The sequence below is a fragment of the Vibrio sp. CJQ_6 genome (assembly GCF_043106745.1).
In the GTDB taxonomy this organism is placed as follows: Bacteria; Pseudomonadota; Gammaproteobacteria; order Enterobacterales; family Vibrionaceae; genus Vibrio; species Vibrio furnissii.
In genome coordinates this window covers 36174-53899 of record NZ_JBICMV010000008.1, presented here as the reverse complement: position 1 = coordinate 53899, position 17726 = coordinate 36174, and the positions used below count along the sequence as shown (strand labels likewise).

Here is a 17726-nt window from a genome sequence, read left to right as displayed (position 1 = left end):
TAGAAATCCTATTTTATGATTCCATCAATGCCTTAACTTGCTCACCGGTACAACCAAATCGGCGCTCACGATTCACAAACCAAGTCACTGCTTCAATTAAACTGTCTTCACCGAATTCTGGCCAGTACACGGGCGTAAAATACATTTCTGCGTAAGCCAGTTGCCACAACATAAAGTTGCTAATGCGGCATTCACCACTGGTGCGGATCAGCAGATCGACTTCCGGAATATCCGCCATGGTGAGGTGTTCGGTGATCAACGCTTCGTCGATATCAGTTGGGCTAATTTCACCACGCGCCACTTTAACCGCAATGTCACGGGCTGCCTGCGTAATGTCCCATTTTCCACCATAGTTCGCGGCGATGTTCACCACGAGACCGGTGTTGTTGGCCGTCAATGCTTCCGCATGAGCGATCTTAGCTTGTAAACGCTCACTGAAACGGCTCTTATCACCAATAATACGAAGACGTAGGTTGTTCTTGTGCAATTTTTTGACTTCGGTCGAAAGAACTGTGATAAACAGCTCCATTAACACACCGACTTCTTCTTCAGGACGACGCCAATTTTCACTGCTAAAGGCAAACAGTGTGACAGCTTTGATCCCTAATTTCGCAGCGGTAGAGATGGTTTTTCGGACAGCGGCAACGCCATTTTTATGGCCGAAGACTCGGGGTTTGCCTTGTGCTTTCGCCCAGCGGCCATTGCCATCCATAATGATTGCGATGTGCTGAGGTAAAACATCTGAAGAGAGTTGCGAATTTTGCATAGAAACGTAATGACGACAAAAAGATGACGAAGAGTAGCATAAAAAAACGCTGTGCTGCGAGCACAGCGTTTTTTACACTGGCGAGAGGAGGGAATTAAACTTCCATCAGCTCTTTTTCTTTAGCAGCAAGCACATCATCGATACGCTTCACTGCGATGTCGGTCAGCTTTTGAATTTCTTCTTGAGCTTTACGATCATCATCTTCAGAGATTTCTTTGTCTTTCAGCAGCGCTTTCAGATCGCTGTTCGCATCACGACGAATGTTACGAACCGCAACACGGCCGCCTTCAGCTTCACCACGTACGATTTTAACAAGGTCTTTACGACGCTCTTCCGTCAGCGGTGGCAGTGGCACGCGAATTACTGTACCTGCAGACATTGGGTTCAGGCCCAGATCTGACATCAGAATTGCTTTTTCAACTTTTGGTGTCAGTTCTTTATCAAACACGGTGATCGCAAGAGTACGAGCATCTTCAGCCACTACGTTCGCGATTTGGTTAAGAGGTGTTGCTGCACCGTAGTACTCAACAGAGAGGCCAGATAGCAGGCTTGGGTGCGCACGACCAGTACGAACCTTTTGCAGGTTGTTCTTCAGTGCTTCAACACTTTTGTCCATACGCTCTTGAGCGTCTTTTTTGATCTCATTAATCACAATTTCACCTTAATTCTTATTTCATCTTGAGAGTGATTATACTGCGGAGCTAATCAACGTGCCTTCCGCTTCACCCATCACCACGCGACGTAGTGCGCCTGGTTTGTTCATGTTGAAGACACGGATTGGCATTTTGTGGTCACGAGCCAGCGTGAACGCTGCCAAATCCATCACTTTCAATTCTTTATCAAGTACATCGTTGTATGCGAGCTTATCATACAGTTGTGCGTCAGGGTTGGCTACCGGGTCAGCACTGTAAACGCCGTCTACTTTTGTCGCTTTGAGAACTACGTCCGCTTCAATTTCGATACCGCGCAGACAAGCTGCTGAATCGGTGGTAAAGAATGGGTTGCCTGTACCCGCCGAGAAAATGACCACACGGCCTTGGCGTAGTTGGCTAATCGCATCGGCCCAATTGTAATCGTCACACACACCTTTGAGAGGAATGGCAGACATCACACGTGCGTTCACGTAAGCACGGTGCAGTGCATCACGCATTGCCAAGCCATTCATTACTGTTGCCAACATCCCCATGTGGTCACCCACAACACGGTTCATACCAGCAGCGGCTAGGCCTGCGCCACGGAACAAGTTACCACCACCGATAACAACGCCCACCTGAACACCCAGTTCCACCAGTTCTTTCACTTCTTGAGCCATACGGTCAAGTACGGCTGGATCAATACCAAAACCTTCTTCACCTTGAAGCGCTTCACCGCTCAGTTTTAACAGGATACGTTGATATGCTGGTTTAGGGTTCGTTGTCATGGACTTTTACCTTCACAAAGAGAGTTGTTGATTAACAGTCATGGATGCACTCAAAGTGTGAGCACATTCATCACGACTAATCTCGCCTTGGTCGTAAAAAGACCGTAGCCATGGCCACGGTCTTTTTCTGAGCCTTCTCGCTAAGGATTAACCTTTTTGAGCTAGAGCTACTTCTTCAGCGAAGCTTAGGCCTTCAGCTTTCTCGATACCTTCACCCACTTCTAGGCGAACGAATGTAGAAACTGACGCACCTTTTTCTTTCAGGACTTCGCCAACAGATTTCTTAGGTTCCATCACGAAAGGCTGACCAGTCAGAGAAACTTCGCCGGTGAATTTCTTCATGCGGCCTTCAACCATTTTCTCTGCGATTTCTTTAGGCTTGCCTTCGTTCATCGCGATTTCAACTTGAACTTCACGCTCTTTTGCTACAACGTCAGCTGGTACGTCTTCTGGGTTTACGTACTCAGGACGTGATGCTGCAACGTGCATTGCGATGTGTTTCAGAGTTTCTGCGTCGCCTTCACCAGCAACCACTACACCGATTTTCTCGCCGTGACGGTAAGAAGCCAGAGCAGTACCTTCAACGTATTGTACGCGACGGATAGTTACGTTTTCGCCGATTTTTGCTACTAGAGCAACGCGAGTCTCTTCGAACTTAGCTTGCAGTTCTTCAACTGTTGCTTTAGTTGCCAGAGCTTCTTCAGCTACTTGGTTAACGAATGCAGTAAAGTTACCGTCTTTAGCAACGAAGTCTGTTTGGCAGTTCACTTCAAGAAGTACAGCTACACCGTTAGCGTCTTTAATTGCGATTGTACCTTCAGCAGCAACGTTACCTGCTTTTTTAGCAGCTTTTGCAGCGCCAGATTTACGCATGTTTTCGATCGCTAGCTCGATGTCACCGTCAGTTTCAACAAGTGCTTTCTTACATTCCATCATACCTGCGCCAGTACGTTCGCGCAGTTCTTTTACTAGAGCAGCAGTAACAGCCATTCTCTATTCCTCAGTTTGATTCTGGATATGGTAAAAATTGGGGGCCTACATTTTCGGCCCCCAATGCTAACTATAACTTAGCTTATGCTTCAGCGTTGTGGCACATAGAGCTAAGTGTAACTCAGAGCCGCTATTATTCAGCTTCTACGAAACCGTCTTTGTCAGCAACTGCTGCAACGTCTTTGTTGCGGCCTTCGTTTACTGATTCAGCAACTGCGTTCAGGTATAGTTGAACTGCACGGATTGCGTCGTCGTTACCTGGGATAACGAAATCAACGCCGTCTGGGTTAGAGTTAGTATCAACAACCGCAAACACTGGAATGCCCAGGTTGTTAGCTTCTTTGATAGCGATGTGCTCGTGATCAGCGTCGATTACGAATAGAGCGTCTGGTAGGCCGCCCATATCTTTAATACCACCAAGAGATTTCTCTAGCTTCTCCATTTCACGAGTGCGCATTAGAGCTTCTTTCTTAGTCAGCTTGTCGAAAGTACCGTCAGTAGACTGAGTCTCTAGATCTTTCAGACGCTTGATTGATTGACGAACAGTTTTCCAGTTAGTCAGCATACCGCCCAACCAGCGGTTGTTTACGTAGTACTGGTTGCTTGCAATAGCAGCTTCTTTAACAGCTTCAGACGCAGCGCGCTTAGTACCAACGAAAAGAACTTTACCTTTTTTCTCGCCAACTTTAGCCAGCTCAGCTAGTGCTTCGTTGAACATTGGTACAGTTTTTTCTAGGTTGATGATATGAACTTTGTTACGAGCGCCAAAGATGAATGGCTTCATTTTTGGGTTCCAGTAACGAGTCTGGTGACCGAAGTGAACACCAGCTTTCAGCATATCGCGCATTGATACAGTTGCCATTATATAATCCTCTATGGGGTTAGGCCTCCACATCCCCCATGTCTCCGACTTCTCAGCCTCGCTGGAAGCACCCCGGAACACGTGTCGGAATGTGTGTGATTTAAAGTTAAATGTTAGTGGACTCGACACTGCTTCGCCATAATGAAGAAAACAGACCGAGATTCCGGCGCGCTTTATATCATATTTGCCCCTTCAGTGGCTAGAAAAAAATGCCTTTTAATTGGCAAAACGCCCTGTTCTGCCCCGCGCTTTTCGAGCCTGAATCACGCCCAAATCCGCCTGTTCGTTCCCTAAGTGAAGCGACTCTAATTCTCATTCTTACTCGCCTCACTTCTTGCGCTTCCCTCTTCCACTGTTACAATAACGCCATTAGCACACCCTGTGCCTAGCGTTAATAGAGAAAGCCGATGTCTGTAAAAATTAAGAATGCTGAAGAAATTGAAAAGATGCGCGTAGCGGGCCGTTTGGCGGCTGAGGTTCTAGAAATGATCGAACCTCATGTGAAAGCGGGCGTCACGACCGAAGAACTGGACCAGATCTGTCATCAGTACATCACCGACGTTCAAGGCGCAATTCCAGCACCTCTCAACTACCACGGTTTTCCGAAATCAATTTGTACCTCAATCAACCACATCGTGTGCCACGGTATTCCAGCCACAGCCGATAGTCACTTCGGTCAATTGCTGCGTCCGGGCGTCCTGAAAGATGGTGACATCCTGAACATCGACATCACCGTTATCAAAGATGGCTACCACGGTGACACGTCGAAAATGTTCCAAGTGGGCGAAGTAGCGCCAGCAGACAAACGTCTGTGCTTGGTGGCACAAGAGTGTCTGTACCTGTCACTGAAAAAAGTGAAGCCGGGTGTCCAACTGGGTGAAATCGGCACCACGATTGAAAAACACATCAAGACCAACAACAAAAACAACCCACGTGCGAAATTCTCGATCGTGCGCGATTACTGTGGTCACGGTATCGGTGCCGAATTCCATGAAGAACCGCAAGTGGTTCACTACAAAAATAGCGATCGCACAGTGCTGCGTGAAGGCATGATTTTCACCATCGAACCGATGATCAACGCCGGTAAATTCGGCTGTCGTTTGGACGATGAAGATGGGTGGACCGTCTACACCGCCGATGGCAAAAACTCTGCGCAATGGGAACACACCATTCTGGTGACCAAAGACGGCTGTGAAATCCTCACCCTACGCAAAGAGGAAAGCATTCCTCGCGTGTTCCACAACGCATAACCCACATACTCATCCCTGCTTCGGCAGGGATTTTTTTTATCCACTTTCTCCAGCCAGCCAATTGCAGCAACGTTGCTTGAGCCGCCTTGGGGTTATCTGATAGATTCAATCTCATTATTGTATGAAAGACTTGCACGGACCGCATTGTATGCCCTATTTATCGCCGCTGAGTTTCAACGAAGAACAACTGACCATCAGTGAGCTGAAACAACAGCTTGAACACTTCGCTCAATATCAGAGAGACGAATTCCTCAACCATAATCCGGTCACCGATTTGGTGCTTGGTCGCGCAGAGTACATGGATCTGTTACTGCGTCGACTGTGGCAACATTTTGGCTTTGCCGAGATACACGATTTGAGCTTGGTCGCGGTGGGGGGCTACGGCCGTGGTGAACTGCACCCGCTGTCGGATATCGACATTCTGGTGGTGTCACACAACAAACTAAACGACGAGATCGCCGCAAAGATCAGCCAGTTCATTACCTTTTTATGGGATTTACGCTTGGAAGTCGGCCACGCCGTGCGCACTGTCGCCGAGTGTGCCGATATTGGGCGAGAAGATTTAACGGTCGCCACCAACCTACAAGAAGCGCGCCTCTTGTGCGGCAGTGAAGAAACCTTCCACCGCCTCAAACTGGTGATTCATTCCGAAAGCTTCTGGCCGAGCGAAACCTTTTATCGCGCCAAGATTCAAGAGCAGCGAGAACGACACGCCCGCTATCACGACACCACTTACAATCTCGAACCGGACATCAAATCCACGCCGGGTGGCCTGCGAGACATTCACACCCTCGGTTGGGTCGCGCGACGCCATTTTGGCGCCACCACATTGTATGAAATGAGCCGTTATGGCTTTTTAACCGATGCCGAATTTCGCGAGTTGGTTGAGTGTCAGGACTTTTTGTGGCGCGTGCGCTTTGCGTTGCATTTAGAGCTCAAACGATACGACAACCGCCTGACGTTTGCTCACCAAGCGCAAGTGGCCGAAAACCTTGGCTTTACTGGCGAGGGCAACCGCCCCGTTGAAATGATGATGAAGGAGTTCTACCGCACGCTGCGCCGCGTGGCCGAACTCAACAAAATGCTACTCAAACTGTTTGATCAGGCGATTTTAAATAACGGCGAAGAGAGCGAACCCGACATCATCGACGAGGATTTCCAGCGTCGTGGCAACTTGATTGAAGCGCGCAAACCGGCCCTGTTTCAGGCGCGTCCGGAAACCATTCTCGATATGTTTTTGCACATGGCGAACGATTCCACCATCGAAGGGGTATCGCCATCAACCATGCGTCAATTACGCACCGCTCGCCGCCGCCTCAACAAATTCCTGCACACCATTCCGGCAGCGCGCGAGAAGTTCATGGAATTGGTTCGCCATCCCAATGCGCTACATAAAGCCTTCAGTCAGATGCACAAACTCGGCGTATTGGCAGCCTATCTGCCCCAATGGAGTCACATCGTCGGCCAGATGCAATTCGACCTGTTCCATGTCTACACCGTCGATGAACACAGCATTCGTTTGTTAAAACACATTCATGTTTTTTCGGATATGAAAAACCATGAAAAACACCCGATTTGTTGCGAAGTCTACCCAAAAATTCAGAAGAAAGAACTACTCATCCTCGCTGCCATCTTCCACGACATCGGCAAAGGTCGCGGCGGCGATCACTCCGAAATTGGTGCCGTGGAAGCCTATGATTTCTGCATCGAACACGGCTTATCCAAACCCGAAGCCAAACTGGTGGCTTGGTTGGTACAAAACCACCTCCTGATGTCGGTCACCGCGCAGCGCCGGGATATTTACGACCCGGATGTCATCATTGAGTTCGCGAAAAAAGTACGCGACGAGGAGTACCTTGAATACTTGGTGTGTTTGACCGTCGCCGACATTTGCGCGACCAACCCGGAGTTGTGGAACAGTTGGAAACGCACGCTGCTGGCCGAACTGTTTTACTCAACGCAACGCGCGCTGCGCCGCGGGCTGGAAAACCCGGTTGATGTGCGCGATCGCATTCGTCACAACCAACAACTCGCCTCCGCACTGCTGCGCAAAGAGGGCTTTAGCAGCCGCGAAATCGAACTGCTGTGGCAACGCTTTAAAGCCGATTACTTCCTGCGCCATACGCACAAACAGATCGCGTGGCACTGCACACACTTGCTACGCCATGAAGACCCGACCCAACCCTTGGTGATGGTGAGCAAAAAAGCCACTCGCGGCGGCACTGAAATTTTTGTCTACACCAAGGACCAACCGGCGCTGTTTGCCACCGTGGTGGCAGAGCTTGACCGCCGCAACCTCAACGTTCACGACGCGCAGATCATGACCAGCAAAGATGGCTACGTGCTCGATACCTTTATGGTGCTGGATCAAAACGGTCAGGCGATAGAAGAATCGCGTCACAAAGCACTCAGTAAACATCTGGTGCATGTGCTGGAAGATGGCCGCCCGACCAAGATTAAAACCCGTCGCATCCCGCGTAACCTACAACACTTTAAGGTTAAAACTCAGGTCGACTTTCTGCCGACCAAGAGCAAGAAACGCACATTGATGGAGTTCGTCGCTTTGGATACGCCGGGGCTTCTGGCCACCGTTGGCGCGACATTTGCTGAGCTGCATCTCGACTTACATGCAGCGAAAATCACCACCATCGGCGAGCGCGCAGAAGACTTGTTCATCCTGACTGGTGCACACGGCGCCCGCTTGAGTGAGGAAGAAGAGTTGGCACTGCGAGAAAGGCTGATTGAAAACGTGTCTGAATTAGCGCCAAGCTAAGTGGCACAAAGGAATAGCGATCTTGTCCACAACTTAAGCGTATGGGTAGCAACTAAGCTATCTACCACAGGATTAGACTGCTACATTGAATTCAGGTCATTGATGTAACAAAAATAATATAGAGGTCGCTTATGTTTCCACACCTCACGGGTTTAGGGATTACAGATCCAACGCAGATTGAACGCTATTCATTGCGTCAGGAAGCGCACAAAGATGTCTTAAAAATCTATTTCAAAAAGCAGAAAGGTGAACTGTTTGCCAAGAGTGTGAAGTTTAAATACCCAAGGCAAGTAAAGAATGTGTTGGTTGACAGTGGCAGTCATCAATACAAAGAGGTCACGGAAATCAATCGCAATCTGACGTTGATCATCGATGAGCTGAACAAAATCACCAAGAACGTGCAGATTTCTCAAGTCGATGTGAAGCAGAAAATCCTCAGCGACTTGCGCCATCTTGAAAAAGTGGTGGCGAGTAAAATCGCGGAAATTGAATCCGATCTCGAGAAGCTTTAACTCCCGATTCAATTGAAAAAGGTTCCCCACGGGGAACCTTTTTTGTTAGCTAAGCCAGCCTGCCCAATGGCCGATGGCGGCGAGGACAATGGCAGACATCACACCTGCGACCAAATCATCAATCATGATTCCGAGCCCGCCGTGCACACGTTTATCGAGCCAGCCAATCGGCCACGGCTTCACCATGTCAAAAAAGCGGAACAGCACAAACCCTGTCACGACCCATTTCCAGTCAAAGACCGGCAGTTGCAACGCGGGCACAATCAACATGGTGATCCAAAAACCCGCGAATTCATCCCACACAATTGAACCGTGATCGTGCACTTGCATGTCATTCGAGGTGACCTGACAGATCTTAATGCCAATCAAGCTGGCCGCGATCACCACCACCACATAAGCCGTCAACGGCAAATGCGCCAACAGCAGATACACAGGCACAGAGGCGAGCGTGCCCATGGTGCCCGGCACAACCGGTGATAAGCCACTACCAAATCCAGTGGCCAACAGGTGCCATGGGTTGGTCATCGAGAGTCGAGATTTTGGATTGGTCATATCGTGTCCTTAAAGTGATCGTAACCGCGCAGATCCCAATCCAACGTTTCGCCATGGTTATGTAGCTCAAACGTTCCCTGGGGCCGAATCTGACCAATGCAGGTGACCTTGGTACCACAATGAGCCAGTGCACTGTCGAGTGAGCCTTTGTTCTGCTCTGAGACGGTAAAGCACAGTTCATACTCTTCACCGCTGGTCAGCGCGTATTGTTGTGCAAGCTGAATGTGTCCGGTGAACTGGCGCAGCGCTTGTGACATCGGCAACGCACTCACATCCAAACTCACGCCCACCTGCGACTGATGCAGAATGTGGCCGAGATCTGAAATCAAGCCATCCGAAATATCGATCGCTGAAGAAGCCAAATTGAGCAAGGCCTGACCTGCGAGAATTCGAGGCGTGGACAAGTAATGGCGTTTTTCCAGCTCGTCTGCAAACGGCTCATGACGTTTGGCGTCATCCAGAATCACGTCCAGACCAGCTTTGCTATCTCCCAACTCACCTGTCACGTAGACCCAATCCCCCACTTTGGCGGTACTACGCAGCAGCACTTTGTCTTGTGGCACAAAGCCTTGGACGGTCAACGTGATGCTGAGCGGGCCTTTGGTGGTATCGCCACCAATAAGCTGAATGTTGTAATAATTGGCCAAGTCAAAGAAGGCGGTACAAAACGGTTCGAGCCAGGTTTCATCGATTTCAGGCAACGTCAGTGCCATCGATACCCAAGCGGGCGTCGCACCCATGGCGGCCAAGTCGCTGAGATTGGACACCAGCGCTTTGTGCGCAACCCAAGCAGGGTTGGCGTGAGGAAGAAAATGAATCCCCGCCACCATCGTGTCGGTGCTGATCGCGATGCGCACATTGTCGGGCGCTTTGACGACCGCGCAATCATCGCCCAAGGCAAGATGCACGTCTTTACGTTGTGGTTGGCGTGAAGAAAAGTATTTATCGATTAGGTTAAATTCACCAAACATCGGAAATTCCAAGTCTTTCTGAACAGAAAAGAGTGTAGCAGCGAAATAAAAAAGGTCAGCTGATGCTGACCTCTTTATTGTAAAGCGAATTACGATTTTTTGCGTACATGAGGTGCGGCTTTATCCAGTACCCCGTTCACAAATTTGTGGCTATCTTCTGCAGCGAAAACTTTAGCCAGTTCAATCGCTTCGTTAATCACAACTTTGTATGGTACGTCTTCACGACGTGTCATTTCGTACATCGCAAGACGAAGCAGAGCAAGCTCCATCATGTCGAGATCTTGCATTGGACGAGACACGAACGGACGTAATTTACTGTCTAGCTCTGTGTGGTTAAGCACAACACCCGCTAAAAGATCACGGAAGTATGCAACGTCAGTCTCTGGAGCAGCAAGTGCTGGTTCAGACGCATGATGCTCTTCTTCATCATACTTACCACCGGATAAGAATTGCTCTTCAATAGTCGCAACATTATCTTTAGTAATTTGCCACGAATAAATAGCTTGTAGCGCAAATTGACGTGCATTACGACGTGCGGCTGGTTTCACACTGGCCCCCATTAGGAATCAATTTCAGAAAGAACGTTAATCATCTCAAGTGCGCTCAGTGCAGCTTCTGCACCTTTATTACCAGCCTTGGTTCCTGCGCGTTCAATAGCTTGATCGATTGTATCGACAGTCAGAACACCAAATGCCACTGGAATACTGAATTCCATCGACACTTGTGCCAGACCTTTATTCATTTCACTACAAACATAGTCAAAGTGAGGCGTGCCACCACGGATTACTGAACCTAGCGACACGATCGCGTCGAATTTACCGGTTTTCGCAACACGTTGTGCAGTTAGCGGCAGCTCGACTGCACCTGGGCAACGAACGACAGTAATGTTCTCGTCGCTAACTTGGCCGTGACGTTTCAGAGTGTCGATGGCTCCAGACAGCAGACTTTCGTTAATAAAACTGTTGAAACGAGAAATCACAATCGCAACTTTTGCATTTGGTGCTGGGAAACCACCTTCGATCACTTTCATAAGCTTTCCTTTAACTCTGTTCATCAAGTGAGAATCGCCGGATTCTAGCACAAATTTGTGAGCGATATCTAATGGTAATTTGACACGCAATTTGCCGAGCAACGAACGGCGCCACCTGAGAACGGGATTGAATCTGAATTATTAATAAAGCACAGCGACTTGCCGCTCATGCGAGCGGCAGCCTGTTTCGAGTTATTCGCAGACGTATTCGACCACATTGAGGCCAAAACCGCCCAGCGCATGGTATTTCTTGTTCGCGGATGACAGTAAACGCATGTCACTGATGCCCAGATCCGCCAGAATTTGCGAACCAACCCCAACGCGGCGGGATGTGCCTTGCTTTTTTGCAAGCGTTGGTGCATCGCCTTTGTCTTGTTGTTCAAACATTTTCACGCGGTGCAGCAGCAGTTCAGAGGACTCTTCATTGCCCAGAATCACCAGCACACCCCCTTCTTGCCCAATGCGTTGCATCGCTTTGTCCAGCGTCCAGCTGCGTTCCGCGTTGCGGTCGCTGCGCAGCAAATCGGTAAAGGTGTCTTGCAGATGCACACGCACCAGCGGCACTTGATCGGTGGCGGTCTCTTTTTTCAGCGCAAAGTGAATCTGATTGTCGATCACATCGCGGAACGTCACCAAGTCAAATTCACCGTATTCGGTCGGCAATTTGCATTGCGCTACACGTTCAATGGTGGTTTCGGTGTTGTTTCGGTATTCAATCAAGTCAGCAATGGTGCCCAGTTTGATATCGTGTTTTTCCGCAAACAGTTCCAGATCCGGACGACGCGCCATGGTGCCATCTTCATTGAGGATCTCAACAATCACCGATGCCGGTTCCAACCCTGCCAAACGCGCCAAGTCACAACCTGCTTCGGTGTGTCCTGCGCGGATCAGCACGCCGCCGTCTTGCGCGGCCAACGGAAAAATGTGGCCCGGTTGAACTAGGTCTGACGCTTTGGCATCTTTCGCCACAGCCGCTTGCACGGTGCGCGCACGGTCAGCCGCTGAAATGCCGGTGGTCACGCCTTCTGCCGCTTCAATCGACACCGTGAAGTTGGTGGTGTATTGCGCATTGTTGTCCTGCACCATCGGAGGCAAGCCCAAACTATGGCAACGCGCTTTGGTCATGGTGAGACAAATCAAACCACGACCATGAGTCGCCATAAAGTTAATCGCTGCCGGCGTAATATGCTCGGCCGCCATGATCAGGTCGCCTTCGTTTTCACGGTCTTCATCATCCATCAGAATGACCATTTTACCCAGGCGAATATCGTCGATAATTTCTTGAGGCGTACTAATTGGCATGATTCTCGTCCTATTGTCAGGTGCGCAATCGGAAACCCGAATTACGCGAAACCATTTTGTTGTAAGAATTCCATTGTAATGCGCGATTCTGCTGGCTGCTCTTCACGGCCACCATGCAGCAAACGCTCCAGATAACGAGCAAGAACATCCACTTCCAGATTCACTTTACGACCGACCTGGAAGTGATCAATCGTGGTCTCTTGCGTGGTGTGTGGCACGATGGTCAGCTTGAACGCGTTTTTGCGTAAGTCATTGACCGTCAGGCTGATGCCATCCACCGTCATCGACCCTTTCTCCGCGACGTATTTGCTCAGCTCCGCGGGCATGGCCACCCAAAATTCAATGGCGCGGCCGACTTGATTGCGCTCAACGATTTCGCCCACCCCATCCACGTGACCCGACACAATGTGGCCACCAAAACGCGTGGTCGGCAACATCGCTTTTTCTAGATTCACTTTATCGCCCACTTTGTAGTCAGCAAAGCCGGATTTTTTCAATGTTTCCAGCGATAAATCAGCGCTATAGCTGTGCGAGTCAAACGCCACGACGGTCAAACACACGCCGTTGGTCGCAATGCTGTCACCCAGTTTAACATCGCTCATATCCAGTTTGCCCGCATTCACCGAGATGGTGATGTCTTCACCTTTGGGCGTAATCGCAGTCAGCGTACCGACCGCTTCGACAATTCCAGTAAACATAATCAGTTATCTTTCCGTTCAAGCGTCGCCACGACGCGAATATCCGGGCCAACCATTCGGCAATCTTGAATGTTCAACGCCAAAACCTGTTGCATGTCCGTCAGCCCCAACGCCCCAAACAGGCCGCGTCCGTCGCTGCCCATGATTTTGGGTGCCAGGTACATAACCAGTTCATCCACCAAGTCTTGTTCCAGCAGCGACTTCGCCAAAGTGGCGCCCGCTTCGACCCAAATATGGTTGATATTGTGGTGTTTGGCTAACGCGCCCAAGACTTCGCGCAAATTCAACTGGCCGTGTTCATCAAGCGCGACGCACACATCGGCATCCTGATTCGCCACTCGGAGCACAGCACTGTCCGTTGCATACAGAGCCAGTTCGCGGTGCAATTGATGCTGACGATCGAGAATGGCGCGCACCGGTTGGCGCAGATGTTGTTCAGCGTATTTTGCTTGAACATGCGCAGGTAAGTCCTGCCAACGCACCGTCAAAGAGGCGTTGTCGGCTAACACCGTTTGGCTGGTTGATAGCACCGCGCCAGCTTGCGCGCGATAAGCCTGCACATCTTGACGCGCCTGTGGTGATGTAATCCATTGGCTGCGGCCATTGGCCAATGCCGTTTGACCATCAAGACTTGCCGCCATTTTCAGTTGCACCCATGGCATGCCGGTTTTCATGCGTTTGATAAACGCCGGATTGAGCGCTAATGCATCGGCTTCCAATAAACCGACCTGCACCTCAATGCCCGCTTCGCGCAGCATGTCAATGCCCCGCCCGGCCACCTGTGGATTTGGGTCTTGCATCGCGCAGATCACGCGCGCGACACCGGCTTTAATCAAGCCTTCGGCACACGGCGGGGTGCGCCCGTAATGAGAGCACGGCTCAAGCGTCACATATGCGGTGGCGCCCACCGATTGCTCGCCCGCCATACGCAAGGCATGTACTTCTGCATGCGGTTCGCCAGCGCGAAAGTGGAACCCTTCTCCAACAATGGACTCGCCTTGCGTGATCACGCAACCGACATTGGGATTGGGGGCAGTGGTAAAACGTCCACGCTGCGCCAGTTTGATCGCACGGGACATCATTTGATAATCAAAAGAGGTAAATGTAGGCATAGTCTGGAAATGCTCAGTCTTCGAGTTTAGCAATCTCTTCGCCAAATTCCCGCACATCTTCAAAGCTGCGGTACACCGAGGCGAAACGAATATAAGCGACTTTATCCAACTCTTTGAGCTGTTCCATCACTAAATTACCGATCAATTTGCTTGGGACTTCACGTTCCCCCGTCGCACGCAGCTTCGATTTGATGGTACTGATTGCCAATTCAATGGCATCGGCACTGACCGGGCGCTTCTCTAATGCGCGTTGCAACCCACCCACCATTTTGTCTTCATCAAACGGTTCACGGTTGCCATTGGATTTGATCACCCGAGGCATCACCAGTTCGGCGGTCTCAAAGGTGGTAAAGCGCTCATTACAAGCCAGACATTGGCGGCGGCGGCGCACTTGATGGCCATCGGCTACCAAACGTGAGTCGATCACTTTTGTATCGTTCTCAGAACAAAAAGGACAATGCATATCACCTCCATAACAAGGCTTTCAGTGTACCGGAATTAGTTTGGCGAAGAAAAGGAAAAGGGGCGAAATCGCCCCTTTTGTCTACAACTTACGCTTATTTTGTTAACTACGTGACAAGTAGTTCGCTTTGCCCACCCACTTGTAGCTGGTGAGCTCTTCCAAGCCCATTGGACCGCGCGCGTGCAGTTTCTGAGTGGAGACCGCCACTTCCGCGCCCAACCCAAATTGCGCACCGTCCGTAAAGCGGGTTGACGCATTGACATACACCGCAGCTGAACCCGCAGCATTGATGAACAGCTCCGCGTTGCACAAGCTGTTGGTCATGATGGCATCCGAGTGGCTCGCGTTGTGCTCACGCATGTGATCAATCGCTTCATGAACATCTCGCACCACTTTCACGCCCAGTGTGTAGCTCAGCCATTCGGTGTCAAAATCGCCCGCTTGCGCGTCACGAAGCTGTGTTGCCGAACTCATCAGCGCTTTGGCTTTGGGCTCCACAACAAACGTCACTTTGTCGTTGAGTTTTGCAACCAGTTTTTCCAGCAGAGGCTGCGCAATGGCTTCATGCACCAGTAAGGTATCAAGCGAGTTACACGCTGATGGACGCTGCACTTTGGCGTTTTCAATCACATCCACCGATTTATCCAAATCAGCACTGTCATCGACAAAAATATGGCTGATACCAAACCCACCAATGATGACCGGAATCGTGCTGTTTTCTTTACACATTTTGTGCAAGCCCGCGCCGCCACGCGGAATAATCATGTCCACGTAATCGTCAAGTTTGAGCAGCTGAGTCACCAGCTCACGGTCTGGTTTTTCAATGTATTGCACAGAAGCGGCAGGCAACTGCGCTTTTTTCAGCGCAGACTGAATCACTTTGACCAGCTCCACATTGGAGAAAAACGTCTCTTTGCCGCCACGTAGAATCGAGGCGTTACCGGTCTTTAGACACAGCGCGGCGATATCGATGGTCACATTCGGACGCGCTTCATAAATCACCCCGACGACGCCCAGAGGCACGCGACGACGCGACAACGACATGCCATTTTCGAGCACTTTGCTGTCGATTTCGCTGCCCACCGGATCATGAAGGCTAATCACGTTACGCACGTCATTGGCAATCGCATTCAGACGCGATTCATTCAGCAGCAAGCGATCCAGCAGCGCATCACTTAAACCGGCATCGCGGCCCAATTGGATATCTTTGGCATTGGCCGCAAGAATTTGCGCCGCATTGGCTTCTAGTTCATCAGCAATGATGGCCAGTGCGTGATTTTTTTGTGCCGTCGAGGCGGTGGCGAGTTGAAACGACGCGTCTTTGGCCGCTTTCCCCATGAGTGTTAAGTCCACTGTCTCTCTCCCTATTCCTGAATCACGACCATGTCGTCGCGGTGAATCACTTCTGAGCCATAATCATAGCCGAGTGTTTCGATAATCATTTTACTGTGTTTGCCGGCAATTTTTGCCATGTCGCGGCTGGAGTATTTCGCGATGCCACGCGCCACCAAATGGCCATGGCCGTTGGTCACCCGTACCACTTCGCCACGCGAGAATTCACCTTGAACGCGCACCACACCTTTCGCCAGCAAGCTGCTGCCTTTGTTCAAGACTGCGCGCACTGCGCCATCATCGATGAAGATGTCACCGGATGCAGCTGGCCCAGCCAAAATCCAGCGTTTGCGGTTTTCGAGCGCTTCTTCCAACGGTAGGAAGCGCGTGCCTTGCGGCGCGTCGCTCAGGGAATCGAAAATGACGTTCGGCGCACGACCAGCCGCAATGATCACCTCAATGCCCGCACGGCGAGCAATATCTGCCGCTTGCAGTTTGGTCGCCATACCGCCAGTGCCTAAGGTGGTGCCACTGCCGCCTGCGATTTTACGCAGCGTGTCGTCAATGGTTTTGACTTCTTTGATCAGCTCGGCATTGGGGTCTTTGCGCGGGTCGGCAGTGAACAGCCCTTTTTGGTCAGTCAGCAGCAGCAATTTATCAGCGCCGCACAAAATACCGACCAACGCTGACAGGTTGTCGTTATCGCCCACTTTGATTTCGTTGGTCGCTACCGCATCGTTTTCATTGACGATCGGAATGATGTCGTGAGCCACCAACGCGTTGATGGTGTCACGTGCGTTGAGGAAACGTTCACGGTCGTCAAGATCGGCACGCGTCAGCAGAATCTGGCCGATTTTGATGCCATAAATCGAAAATAGAGATTCCCAAGCTTGAATCAACTGACTCTGTCCCACCGCGGCCAGCAACTGTTTGCTTGAGATCGCGTTGGGCAGTGCGGGGTAACCAAGATGTTCACGGCCTGCTGCAATTGCACCAGACGACACGATCACGACTGAGTGACCTTGTTTTTTCAGTTCAGCACATTGACGCGCCAATTCGACCATATGCGCACGGTCGAGCGCCAACGTACCACCGGTCAGAACACTGGTTCCTAGTTTCACGATGACAGTTTGTGAAACATTTCCGCTTTGATGATTCGTTTTCATGATTTCTTCTGTAATGAAAAACATTTAAGAGAAGATGTTTTAGCAATCAACAGCGGAATGCACAAGCAGAAAAGGTGCTAAAAAGCACCTTTTTGATTGACAGATATGTCAGACGGGTAAAACTAAACGAATTCAGTTGATTGCTCATGCAAAGATAGCGTGAGCGCGAAACGTTCTTGTAACGTTTTCTCTAACTTTTGATGAAAGTCTTCCTGCGTGCGATTCACCTCCGGCAATGCCGTTTTCGGCACCGCGTCGGTGTGCCATTCACCCGCCAGATTGTAACGCCCGATATGATATTTCGCTTCAAACCCGTCGGATGTTGGGCTCAGCTCCATCCACCAGCCCCAGAATTCACGTTTCTCTGGGGACTTTTTATCGTTGACACAAAACGCTAAACAATCAAACAGATAAAAACCATCTTTGCACTGTCCTTCGCGCAAATAAGGACCAATGGCTTTCAGTGCCGCCAACAAACGATAATGGGTCGGACTCTTCGTCACCTCTGACATATTGACTCTCCGTTG

Annotated in this window: 19 protein-coding genes; 3 read left to right on the top strand and 16 right to left on the bottom strand. The window is 50.3% G+C overall.

Annotated elements, in window-relative coordinates; genetic code table 11:
• Positions 1-13: 13 nt before the first annotated feature.
• The 5 genes from uppS to rpsB form a co-directional block, all read right to left on the bottom strand.
• On the bottom strand, positions 14-766 hold the full coding sequence (uppS, locus tag ACF8PK_RS02370) for a polyprenyl diphosphate synthase (protein WP_004724890.1): 753 nt from the start codon (positions 764-766) through the stop codon (positions 14-16).
• Positions 767-860: 94 nt separating this feature from the next.
• Complete coding sequence (frr, locus tag ACF8PK_RS02365; RefSeq protein WP_004724891.1) at positions 861-1418, bottom strand: ribosome recycling factor; 558 nt, start codon at positions 1416-1418, stop codon at positions 861-863.
• A gap of 36 nt (positions 1419-1454) precedes the next feature.
• Positions 1455-2186, bottom strand: a complete 732-nt coding sequence (gene pyrH, locus ACF8PK_RS02360) for a UMP kinase (RefSeq protein ID WP_004724892.1) — start codon at positions 2184-2186, stop codon at positions 1455-1457.
• Between the two features lie 147 nt (positions 2187-2333).
• Positions 2334-3176 (bottom strand): translation elongation factor Ts, encoded by an 843-nt coding sequence (gene tsf, locus ACF8PK_RS02355; RefSeq protein ID WP_004724893.1) that lies wholly within the window; start codon positions 3174-3176, stop codon positions 2334-2336.
• 133 nt (positions 3177-3309) lie between these two features.
• Entirely contained in the window at positions 3310-4038 is a 729-nt protein-coding gene (gene rpsB, locus ACF8PK_RS02350; protein WP_004724897.1) for a 30S ribosomal protein S2, read from the bottom strand.
• A 407-nt stretch (positions 4039-4445) separates the two neighbouring features.
• On the opposite strand from rpsB, the gene map reads away from it, so the two are divergent.
• From map to ACF8PK_RS02335, 3 genes are all read left to right on the top strand, one after another.
• Complete coding sequence (gene map, locus ACF8PK_RS02345) at positions 4446-5288, top strand: type I methionyl aminopeptidase (RefSeq protein ID WP_014204556.1); 843 nt, start codon at positions 4446-4448, stop codon at positions 5286-5288.
• Between the two features lie 148 nt (positions 5289-5436).
• A complete protein-coding gene (gene glnD, locus ACF8PK_RS02340) occupies positions 5437-8061 on the top strand; it encodes a bifunctional uridylyltransferase/uridylyl-removing protein GlnD (protein ID WP_158107709.1) in 2625 nt (874 codons plus the stop codon).
• A gap of 131 nt (positions 8062-8192) precedes the next feature.
• A complete protein-coding gene (locus tag ACF8PK_RS02335) occupies positions 8193-8573 on the top strand; it encodes a DUF3461 family protein (protein WP_004724902.1) in 381 nt (126 codons plus the stop codon).
• Positions 8574-8618: 45 nt separating this feature from the next.
• On the opposite strand, the gene pgpA is transcribed toward ACF8PK_RS02335, so the two are convergent.
• The 11 genes from pgpA to crl form a co-directional block, all read right to left on the bottom strand.
• Positions 8619-9125, bottom strand: coding sequence for a phosphatidylglycerophosphatase A (gene pgpA / locus ACF8PK_RS02330; protein ID WP_004724904.1), 507 nt, complete (start codon positions 9123-9125; stop codon positions 8619-8621).
• Positions 9122-10096 carry a thiamine-phosphate kinase gene (gene thiL / locus ACF8PK_RS02325; protein WP_055466483.1) on the bottom strand — a complete coding sequence of 325 codons (975 nt, stop codon included), beginning with the start codon at positions 10094-10096 and terminating at the stop codon, positions 9122-9124. The genes pgpA and thiL overlap by 4 nt, the downstream gene beginning before the upstream one ends.
• Positions 10097-10185: 89 nt before the next feature.
• A complete protein-coding gene (gene nusB, locus ACF8PK_RS02320; RefSeq protein ID WP_004724908.1) occupies positions 10186-10656 on the bottom strand; it encodes a transcription antitermination factor NusB in 471 nt (156 codons plus the stop codon).
• Entirely contained in the window at positions 10656-11126 is a 471-nt protein-coding gene (ribE, locus tag ACF8PK_RS02315) for a 6,7-dimethyl-8-ribityllumazine synthase (protein WP_004724909.1), read from the bottom strand. The genes nusB and ribE overlap by 1 nt, the downstream gene beginning before the upstream one ends.
• 192 nt (positions 11127-11318) lie before the next feature.
• Positions 11319-12428, bottom strand: coding sequence for a bifunctional 3,4-dihydroxy-2-butanone-4-phosphate synthase/GTP cyclohydrolase II (gene ribBA / locus ACF8PK_RS02310; RefSeq protein WP_004724911.1), 1110 nt, complete (start codon positions 12426-12428; stop codon positions 11319-11321).
• Between the two features lie 41 nt (positions 12429-12469).
• A complete protein-coding gene (locus ACF8PK_RS02305) occupies positions 12470-13126 on the bottom strand; it encodes a riboflavin synthase (RefSeq protein WP_014204552.1) in 657 nt (218 codons plus the stop codon).
• 2 nt (positions 13127-13128) lie between these two features.
• On the bottom strand, positions 13129-14238 hold the full coding sequence (gene ribD, locus ACF8PK_RS02300; protein WP_143680673.1) for a bifunctional diaminohydroxyphosphoribosylaminopyrimidine deaminase/5-amino-6-(5-phosphoribosylamino)uracil reductase RibD: 1110 nt from the start codon (positions 14236-14238) through the stop codon (positions 13129-13131).
• Between the two features lie 13 nt (positions 14239-14251).
• Positions 14252-14701: a transcriptional regulator NrdR gene (gene nrdR / locus ACF8PK_RS02295; protein WP_014204550.1), complete on the bottom strand. Its 450-nt coding sequence runs from the start codon at positions 14699-14701 to the stop codon at positions 14252-14254.
• A 102-nt stretch (positions 14702-14803) separates the two neighbouring features.
• Positions 14804-16054 (bottom strand): glutamate-5-semialdehyde dehydrogenase, encoded by a 1251-nt coding sequence (locus ACF8PK_RS02290; RefSeq protein WP_392439940.1) that lies wholly within the window; start codon positions 16052-16054, stop codon positions 14804-14806.
• An 11-nt stretch (positions 16055-16065) separates the two neighbouring features.
• Entirely contained in the window at positions 16066-17223 is a 1158-nt protein-coding gene (gene proB / locus ACF8PK_RS02285) for a glutamate 5-kinase (protein ID WP_004724922.1), read from the bottom strand.
• A 98-nt stretch (positions 17224-17321) separates the two neighbouring features.
• Positions 17322-17711, bottom strand: a complete 390-nt coding sequence (crl, locus tag ACF8PK_RS02280; RefSeq protein ID WP_392439938.1) for a sigma factor-binding protein Crl — start codon at positions 17709-17711, stop codon at positions 17322-17324.
• Between the last annotated feature and the right edge of the window lie 15 nt (positions 17712-17726).

What these genes read in the sequence shown, in the direction of transcription:
- uppS (WP_004724890.1), bottom strand. Translation starts at nt 766, where the DNA reads ATGCAAAATTCGCAACTCTCTTCAGATGTTTTACCTCAGCACATCGCA.
- pyrH (WP_004724892.1), bottom strand. Translation starts at nt 2,186, where the DNA reads ATGACAACGAACCCTAAACCAGCATATCAACGTATCCTGTTAAAACTG.
- tsf (WP_004724893.1), bottom strand. Translation starts at nt 3,176, where the DNA reads ATGGCTGTTACTGCTGCTCTAGTAAAAGAACTGCGCGAACGTACTGGC.
- rpsB (WP_004724897.1), bottom strand. Translation starts at nt 4,038, where the DNA reads ATGGCAACTGTATCAATGCGCGATATGCTGAAAGCTGGTGTTCACTTC.
- map (WP_014204556.1), top strand. Translation starts at nt 4,446, where the DNA reads ATGTCTGTAAAAATTAAGAATGCTGAAGAAATTGAAAAGATGCGCGTA.
- glnD (WP_158107709.1), top strand. Translation starts at nt 5,437, where the DNA reads ATGCCCTATTTATCGCCGCTGAGTTTCAACGAAGAACAACTGACCATC.
- ACF8PK_RS02335 (WP_004724902.1), top strand. Translation starts at nt 8,193, where the DNA reads ATGTTTCCACACCTCACGGGTTTAGGGATTACAGATCCAACGCAGATT.
- pgpA (WP_004724904.1), bottom strand. Translation starts at nt 9,125, where the DNA reads ATGACCAATCCAAAATCTCGACTCTCGATGACCAACCCATGGCACCTG.
- thiL (WP_055466483.1), bottom strand. Translation starts at nt 10,096, where the DNA reads ATGTTTGGTGAATTTAACCTAATCGATAAATACTTTTCTTCACGCCAA.
- nusB (WP_004724908.1), bottom strand. Translation starts at nt 10,656, where the DNA reads ATGGGGGCCAGTGTGAAACCAGCCGCACGTCGTAATGCACGTCAATTT.
- ribE (WP_004724909.1), bottom strand. Translation starts at nt 11,126, where the DNA reads ATGAAAGTGATCGAAGGTGGTTTCCCAGCACCAAATGCAAAAGTTGCG.
- ribBA (WP_004724911.1), bottom strand. Translation starts at nt 12,428, where the DNA reads ATGCCAATTAGTACGCCTCAAGAAATTATCGACGATATTCGCCTGGGT.
- ACF8PK_RS02305 (WP_014204552.1), bottom strand. Translation starts at nt 13,126, where the DNA reads ATGTTTACTGGAATTGTCGAAGCGGTCGGTACGCTGACTGCGATTACG.
- ribD (WP_143680673.1), bottom strand. Translation starts at nt 14,238, where the DNA reads ATGCCTACATTTACCTCTTTTGATTATCAAATGATGTCCCGTGCGATC.
- nrdR (WP_014204550.1), bottom strand. Translation starts at nt 14,701, where the DNA reads ATGCATTGTCCTTTTTGTTCTGAGAACGATACAAAAGTGATCGACTCA.
- proB (WP_004724922.1), bottom strand. Translation starts at nt 17,223, where the DNA reads ATGTTTTTCATTACAGAAGAAATCATGAAAACGAATCATCAAAGCGGA.
- crl (WP_392439938.1), bottom strand. Translation starts at nt 17,711, where the DNA reads ATGTCAGAGGTGACGAAGAGTCCGACCCATTATCGTTTGTTGGCGGCA.